This window comes from Streptomyces sp. NPDC048411 (genome assembly GCF_040704695.1).
Classification (GTDB): Bacteria; Actinomycetota; Actinomycetes; order Streptomycetales; family Streptomycetaceae; genus Streptomyces.
In genome coordinates this window covers 1-6,650 of sequence record NZ_JBEZKL010000231.1, presented here as the reverse complement: position 1 = coordinate 6,650, position 6,650 = coordinate 1, and the positions used below count along the sequence as shown (strand labels likewise).

Here is a 6,650-nt window from a genome sequence, read left to right as displayed (position 1 = left end):
GAGCAAGATACACCGCTCAGCCCCGAAGACGAATCTCTTCCGCTGCGAAAGAGCCAACTCGTAGGACACTGCGAGTCTGGGCTCGTATGGGGGAGTCCGGCCTACGTCCCGTATGGCATGCACCGCGGCCCGCTCGGTGCTGGGGCCCAGCACCGTGTCCCAGTGCGCCACCACCGCATAGGCCAGTCGGCGCCGCCCGACGATGACACCGGCGTCGGCGCGTACCCCGGTGTCGGTGCCGGTCTTGTTGGCGACCAGAAGCCCGTCGGGCAGCGGGTCCGGGAAACCCGGGGCGTAAGGGTCGTGATCCACCAAGGCGGGGACCAGGCCGTGGTCGGTGTTGGCGCGCATCCAGCGCAGCAGCCCGGCGGAGGCCGCCGGGGAGCTCATCGTGCCGCGTACCGCATGCGTCACCAGCCGCGCCAGGTCCCGTGCGGTGCCGGTGGCGAAGACGGGTGGCACGTCCGGGCCCCGGATGTCACGGACCTTGTCGTGCAGCGTGAGGCGGTCGAGCCCGAGATCCGCCGCCAGCCGGGCCGTGGACTCGCGCCCCACCAGGCGCAGCAGTGCGTTGGTGGCGGTGTTGTCGCTCACCGAAGCGGTCAGCCAGGCCAGGTCCTCGACGGTCCAGCCGCGCCTGCTCATCCGGCGCAGCAGACCGGTACCGTCCGCCATGTCCTCGTCGAGGATGTCCACGGTTCGGTCGGCGAGCAGCTCCCCGGTGTCCAGCCGGCGTGCGACCTCGGCGAGCAGCAGCAGTTTCGAGGCGGACGCGACCGGCAGAACGGTACGGTCGTCGACCCCCACCGTCTCGCCGCCGTCGATGTCGACGGCGGCGACAGCCAGGGTGAGCGGCAGCGCGGCCGAGCGCCCGGCCGCCGCGGTCACTTGGGCCAGACTCATCGGATCCTCACCACTTCTCCCGCCCGTACCGCGGTCGCGCAGCCGCCTCTTACTGCGACCCGTCCCGCCACCACGACGGTATCGATGCCTTCCGGTGCCAGCAGGGGACGGTCGAAGGTGGCGGTGTCCCGCACCGACGCCGGGTCGAGCACGACCAGATCGCCGAGGGCGCCGTCGCGGACCACCCCGCGGCCGGTGAGTCCGAATCGCCGAGCCGGCAGTCCAGTCATCTTGTGCACCGCGCTCTCCAGCGGGAGCAGCTCCTCGTCGCGGCCGTAATGGCCGAGTACCCGGGCGAAACTCCCCGCCCAACGAGGATGCGGCCGACCGGGTTTGGGGACGCCGTCCGAGCCGATCATCGACAACGGGCTGGCGAGCACACGTCGTACGTCGTCCTCACGCATGGAGTGGCTGATGATGGTCACTTCGCCCTGCTCGGCAAGCAGCAGGTCGCACGCGTGGTCGACCGGGTGGACGCCGCGCTCGGCGGCGAGGTCGGCGATGCTGCGGCCCGCGGCCTCGGGGTGGGCCTGCGCGGCGGCCACCGTGATGAGATCCCAGCCACCGTTTCCCACGGTGTTCTCCCACCCCTTGACGCCCTGAGCGATGTCCGCCCGGATCCGGTCGCGCGTTTCCGGCCGGCGCAGCCGTTCCAGCAGAGCGCCGACACCGCCCTCGCTCGTCCACGGGGGCAGCATGGCGTGCAGGACGGTGCTTCCCGCAGTGTACGGATAGACGTCGCACAGCACGTCCACGCCTTCGGCTCGGGCCTGTTCCAGCCGGGGCAGGGTGCGCAGCGTGGCACCCCAGGCGTGCCGGCCCGCGGTCTTGTGGTGGGAGATCTGCAACGGAGCGCCGGAGCGGACCGCGATCTCCAGGGCCTCCTCCAGGGCCGACTCCACCTGTGACATCTCGTCGCGCAGATGAGTGACGTAGGGCTTGCCATGGCGGGCGGCGACGCTGGCCAGCGCGACGATCTCCTCGGTGTCGGCGTACGTGCCGGGCGGGTAGATCAGCCCGGTGGACAGGCCGGCCGCTCCCTGGGTCAGCGCCCGGTCCAGCAGCGTGCACATGGTGTCCAGTTCGTCGGGCCCGGGCGGGCGGGCCTCGAAGCCCATCACTCCCGCGCGCAGCGTGCCATGGCCGACGAGCGAGGCGATATGGGTGCGGCGCAGGGCGGGGTCCTGCCCGGCGGCGAATGCGTCGAAGTCCACCGCGGGCCGGACCGGGCCGAGTCCGAACGTCACCCTGAGATGTTCGGCGAGTACCGGCAGCCGTTCCGGGAGCGAGGGGAACAGGCTGGTCCCGCAGTTGCCGCAGATTTCCGTGGTGACGCCCTGAAGCAGCGGCGCGAGGCGGAGATCGGCCGTCGGCTCCGTGGTGCCGGCGCTGCCGAGGGGGGCCGCGAGGGCATCGGAGTGCGTGTGCACATCGATGAAACCGGGTGTGACGACCCGGCCCGTCACATCGAGGGTCTCGGCCGCCGCCGCCGGGGTACCGGCGGGGAGCACGGCGATCCGCCCGTCCACCACCGCGATGTCCGCCTCCCTGGCGGGTGCGCCGGTTCCGTCGACGAGCGTGCCGCCACGCAGCAGCAGATCGAGGGAGCGGCCCATCACAGCACCGTCGACAGGAAGGCCCGCGTGCGGTCGTGCCGCGGGTCGGTGAACAGAAGCTCCGGGCTCCCTGCCTCGACGACGGCGCCCTGATCCATGAACAGGACACGGTCGGCGACCTCTCGGGCGAAACCCATCTCATGCGTGACCACGACCATCGTCATACCGCTGCGGGCCAGGTCGCGCATGACGCCCAGGACCTCGCCGACGAGTTCGGGATCGAGGGCGGAGGTGGGTTCGTCGAAAAGCATGAGCGTGGGCTCCATGGCCAGTGCGCGGGCGATCGCCACGCGCTGCTGCTGCCCGCCGGACAGCTGCCCCGGGTAGTGGTCCGCCCGGTCCGCGAGACCGACGTCGGCCAGCAGTTGCCGGGCCTGCTTCTCGGCGTTCGCCCGGGACCGGCCCTTGACGGTCACCGGCCCCTCCATCACGTTCTGCACCGCCGTGCGGTGCGGGAACAGATGGAACCGCTGGAACACCATGCCGATCCGTTCGCGCTGGCGTCGGATGTCGCGGGCGCGCCGTTCCCGCAGCACTCGGCCGGACGGGCCGTGCTGCTCGTAGCCGATCAGTTCACCGTTCATCCACACCCGCCCCGCGTCGATCTGCTCAAGGTGGTTGAAGCAGCGCAGCAGCGTGGACTTCCCGGACCCGGAGGGGCCGATGACACAGAGCACCTCACCGCTACCGACTTCGAGATCGATGCCCTTGAGCACCTCGGTGTCACCGAATCGTTTACGGACCCCGCGGGCCCTGAGGATCACGTTATTCATGCCACTGCCCCCTTCTTGGCGCGCCGGGGCACGAGATTGGTCAGGACCCTGCTCCGCAGCCCGGGAGCGGCGCCGGGGCTGTAGCGGCGTTCGACGGCGTGCTGGCCGATGCTGGCGATCGTGGTGAGCACCAGGTACCAGAGCGAAGCCACCAGGAGCAGCGCGACCACCTCGAAGTTGGCGAGGTAGAGGTGCTGGGAGACGGTCATCAGATCGGCGCCGGCGATGACCGAGACCAGCGAAGTCGTCTTGAGCATGGAGATGAACTGGTTGCCGAACGGCGGGATGATGACCCGCATCGCCTGCGGAAGGATGATGCGGGAAAGGATCTGACGGTTCGACATGCCGATGGATGCGCCTGCCTCGCGCTGGCCGGGGTCCACGCTCTGAATTCCGGCTCGAACGATCTCGGCCATGTAAGCGCCCTCGTTGATGGACAGGCCGAGCAGTGCCGCCACGAATCCGGTGATGACCTGGTTGGACTGCCAGCTGATGAGTTTGGGGCCGTCAAAGGGGATACCGATACTGATCACCGGGAACAGCAGGGCCAGGTTGAACCAGAAGATGAGCTGGACCAGCAGTGGGGTGCCCCGGAAGAACCAGGTGTAGGCGCCGGCGGTGAGACGCAGTACGGGACTGTCGGAAAGCTGCATCACCGCGACGACGATCCCGATGGCGATGCCGAGAGCCATCGAGACGAGGGTGAGCTGAATGGTCACCCCGAGGCCTTTGAGGATGACGCCGTCGAACTGGTACTCGGCGACGATGTCCCAGTGCAGATTGGGATTGACGATGACGGTGTAGGCGAGCCACACCGCGAACAGCGCCGCGGCGAGGACCGCCAGCCAGCGCCCGGGACGAGGGCGTTTGGTCACCTGGAGGGACAGGTCGTCCTCCTGCGGTCTCGCGTCCGCGGGGGCCGGATCCGGCGCCGCACCGAGGGCGGCGCCGGGCATCTTCTGGTGGCTCATGTCCGTTCTCACTGCCCGTCGTTGACGGTTGCTGCGGGTACGGCGCTGTCGCCGACTCCCCAGGTGTCGAGGATCTTCTTGTAAGTGCCGTCGTCGATCAGTTCCTGCAGGGCCTTGTGGACGGCGTCGCGCAGTCCGGCCTGGTTCTTCGCGGCCGCTATACCCCACGGGGCGGTGCCGTACTGCTCCGGCAGGACCTCGTACGTGTTGTTCTTCTTGGTGAACATCTTGGCGACGGGATAGTCGACGATGGTCGCGACCGCACGTCCGCTGTCCAGCTGGAGCAGCCCGGTCGGTGCGTCCTCGCTCTGGGAGATCCGCATCTTCTTCTGGCACTTGGCGTTCTGTTCCTCGCCGATCTGGAGGTTCGAGCTGCCCTTGGCAAGGACGACGGTCTTCCCGCACAGGTCCGCGAGCGAGTTGATGCCCTGCGGATTGCCCTTTTTCGTCATGATCACGCCGCCGGTGCGGAAGTAGTCGACGAAGTCGACCGCCTGGCGCCGCTGAGCACTGTCGGTCATGGACGACATGATCAGGTCGAACCGTCCGGATTCCAGCCCCGGGATCAGTCCGTCGAAGGCGGCATTGGTGAGTTCGAGCTTCAGTTTGAGCCGCTGGGCGATGGCCTTGGCCAGGTCGGGGTCGACACCGGTGAGCCGGGTGGTCCCGGGCTCGTACATCTCCATGGGCGGATAGCCGACCGCGGTGGCCACGCGCAGCACACCCTTCTGCTGGTACTGAGCAGGGAGCAGTTCGGCTGCGGTCCGGCCGGCGGCGGTCTGCGAGGCGCTGCCGGCCGGGGCATCGCCCTGACTGGAGCGCCCACAGGCCGTGGCAGCGAGGGCCAGGACGGCGAAGGCTGCCAGGCAGCGCAGAGAACGGGGACGATTCATCGGATTCTCCCTCACGGGGTGGCGGTGCGCCGATGCTGGCAGTCGCGCCCGGGTGAATGGAAGATGATGAAGCTATTCATGCCTGACCATCGAAATCTGTACGGCTCCGAGTCCGGGCGAACCAGTCGCCGAACGGGAACGGGGCATCGCATGCGACAACCGCTTGGCCGGCGCGGACTGCTGCTCGGTACCGGTGGACTGCGCGCGGGCACCACGGGCTCCTCGGCAACGTCGCGGGCAGCGGCCGGCCGTCCACATCCGTGTCCCCGGCCGCATCGGAATCCACGTCGCCGTCTCCGCCTTCTTCCTGCCCGCGAGCACGGCCCGGCGCCCCGACTGTGTCGACGTGGAACTGCCGTGAAACTGCGCGCCGTACGGGTGGTGGCGGCGATCGGTGTCCGACCCGCTGATCGGGGCGGTGCGGCAGCGGCGAAGAGGCGCATGGCCGTGCTGGGGCCCCGCCGTCACTGGTGGACCGGGGAGGCCCGCTGCATGGCACCGTGGACGAGGCCGCGCTTCGGGCGATCGGCGCGCAGCACGGCAGGATTCCGGCGGACTCGGTGGCGGATCGACGGGTACATGGTTGTCGATCCGCCACCTCGCGCCGGTTGAGCGACTCGTTTCTGCGCGATGCGGCAGCGGCCGGCTCGTACGATGTCGGCGTGCCGATCCGGCCCTCCGGGGGCGCAAGGACGCATCAGTTCCTCACCGACGACACCCATGACGTCCGTGCATAGGGTATTCGCGAGCCGACGCTCGCGACGCGGCTCAGGCGCGCTGGTCGAAACCGGCGCTGAGTGGCGGCTGCGGGGCGTCGAGCAGTGAGGTGTCCACCTCGCCGACGCCCCAGCCGTACGCCAGCTTGTGCACTTCCAGCACGAAGAACGAGTCGGTCGAGACGACTCCGTCGATGTGATGCAGTCTGCGGTTCATCAGGTCGGTGAAGTGGTCGGTGTCCCGGCAGATCACCTCCGCCATCACGTCGTAGGTGCCTGCCGTCATGATGACGTACGAGGTCTCGGGCAGCTCCCGCAGCCGTCGGCAGACATCCTGGGCGCTGCCCGGCCTGACCCGGATGCCGACCATGGCGAACCGGTCGAAGCCGATGGTGAGCGGGTTTGCGATGCCGACGATCTGGAGGGTGCCGTTCTCCTCCATGCGCTGGACGCGGTATCGCACGGAGGAGGCGGGGATGTCCAGTTCGTCGGCGATCTGGCTGTACGGGCGGCGGCCGTCCGCTTGGAGTGCGGCGATGATCTGGCGGTCGGTGTCGTCCAGGGGGCTGCCACCCAGCGTGCTCATTCTGTTGCTCCGGCTCTCATGTACGGCCCGCCACGGTGTGCGGGCCTGGAACTTTGGTCGTACGGGCTTAGAGGAGCTCACAAAATGGGCGCCCGGCTCGCGGCGTCTGGCACGCACGCTCGCTGCGTTGCCGAAATGCCCTAGTAGCTCCGCTACGAGGACCTTCCGGCGCCTTGCGATCGCACGCACCAG

General features: G+C 69.0%; 6 protein-coding genes. All 6 read right to left on the bottom strand.

What is annotated here, in order from left to right:
* On the bottom strand, nucleotides 1-903 hold a 903-nt coding region (locus tag AB0915_RS37710; protein WP_366695719.1), incomplete at its 3' end, for a serine hydrolase.
* Nucleotides 900-2,519 (bottom strand): D-aminoacylase, encoded by a 1,620-nt coding sequence (locus AB0915_RS37705; RefSeq protein WP_366695717.1) that lies wholly within the window; start codon nucleotides 2,517-2,519, stop codon nucleotides 900-902. The genes AB0915_RS37710 and AB0915_RS37705, both read right to left, overlap by 4 nt.
* Nucleotides 2,519-3,292: an amino acid ABC transporter ATP-binding protein gene (locus tag AB0915_RS37700; RefSeq protein ID WP_366695715.1), complete on the bottom strand. Its 774-nt coding sequence runs from the start codon at nucleotides 3,290-3,292 to the stop codon at nucleotides 2,519-2,521. Before AB0915_RS37700 ends, AB0915_RS37705 begins: the two co-directional genes overlap by 1 nt.
* Nucleotides 3,289-4,263: an amino acid ABC transporter permease gene (locus tag AB0915_RS37695; protein WP_366695713.1), complete on the bottom strand. Its 975-nt coding sequence runs from the start codon at nucleotides 4,261-4,263 to the stop codon at nucleotides 3,289-3,291. The genes AB0915_RS37700 and AB0915_RS37695 overlap by 4 nt, the downstream gene beginning before the upstream one ends.
* Before the next feature lie 8 nt (nucleotides 4,264-4,271).
* A complete protein-coding gene (locus tag AB0915_RS37690) occupies nucleotides 4,272-5,156 on the bottom strand; it encodes an ABC transporter substrate-binding protein (protein ID WP_366695711.1) in 885 nt (294 codons plus the stop codon).
* 768 nt (nucleotides 5,157-5,924) lie between these two features.
* Nucleotides 5,925-6,458, bottom strand: coding sequence for an Lrp/AsnC family transcriptional regulator (locus tag AB0915_RS37685; protein WP_366695709.1), 534 nt, complete (start codon nucleotides 6,456-6,458; stop codon nucleotides 5,925-5,927).
* Between the last annotated feature and the right edge of the window lie 192 nt (nucleotides 6,459-6,650).

Coding starts and splice junctions, on each gene's coding strand:
- AB0915_RS37705 (WP_366695717.1), bottom strand. CDS start 2,519: ATGGGCCGCTCCCTCGATCTGCTGCTGCGTGGCGGCACGCTCGTCGAC.
- AB0915_RS37700 (WP_366695715.1), bottom strand. CDS start 3,292: ATGAATAACGTGATCCTCAGGGCCCGCGGGGTCCGTAAACGATTCGGT.
- AB0915_RS37695 (WP_366695713.1), bottom strand. CDS start 4,263: ATGAGCCACCAGAAGATGCCCGGCGCCGCCCTCGGTGCGGCGCCGGAT.
- AB0915_RS37690 (WP_366695711.1), bottom strand. CDS start 5,156: ATGAATCGTCCCCGTTCTCTGCGCTGCCTGGCAGCCTTCGCCGTCCTG.
- AB0915_RS37685 (WP_366695709.1), bottom strand. CDS start 6,458: ATGAGCACGCTGGGTGGCAGCCCCCTGGACGACACCGACCGCCAGATC.